Source organism: Pseudomonas sp. K5002 (assembly GCF_013386655.1).
GTDB lineage: Bacteria > Pseudomonadota > Gammaproteobacteria > Pseudomonadales > Pseudomonadaceae > Aquipseudomonas.
On the sequence record NZ_JACARK010001038.1, the window covers coordinates 331 to 818 of the forward strand.

Consider the following 488-nt stretch of genomic DNA (forward strand, 5'->3'; position numbering starts at 1 on the left):
GCCAGCTCCCACATTTTTCGATCTGCGGTGCTCAGCGCAGCTCGAGCAGGCCTTGGACCAAGGGTTCCAGGTCCAGTTGGTTAACCTGCTTGACCTGTTCGATCATCGCCTCAGGCCAGCACTGCATCCCCAGGCACGCACCGAGCATCGCGCCGAGAATCGCGGCGATGGTGTCGGTGTCGCCGCCGAGGCTGGCGGCCATGCACAGGGCTTCGATGGCGTTCATTTCACCCACCGCGACTTGCTGCGCGAGGGCAAACGACACCACCACCGATTCCTGGGACGCAACGGAGGTGCCGATCAATTCGTAAAGCAGGTCGGTAAACAGCGCCTTGTCGCCGCTGTCGACACTCAAGGTGCGCGCCCAACTGATGCGGGTGGCGATGCGCCCGCCGGCAATCCAGTGGCCGTGGTTTTCCGCCTGCTGGGCGATCTGCGTGCCGATGTTCAGCGCTTCGCCCAGATCGACGCCGTTGATCCCGGCGGAA

At 63.7% G+C, this 488-nt stretch carries 1 protein-coding gene; it reads right to left on the reverse strand.

Going from position 1 to position 488, the window contains the following annotated elements; genetic code table 11:
• Positions 1–31 precede the first annotated feature (31 nt).
• Positions 32–488, reverse strand: a 457-nt coding sequence (locus HX846_RS32905; protein ID WP_178967019.1) for an ADP-ribosylglycohydrolase family protein, incomplete at its 5' end; no start/stop codon positions are given.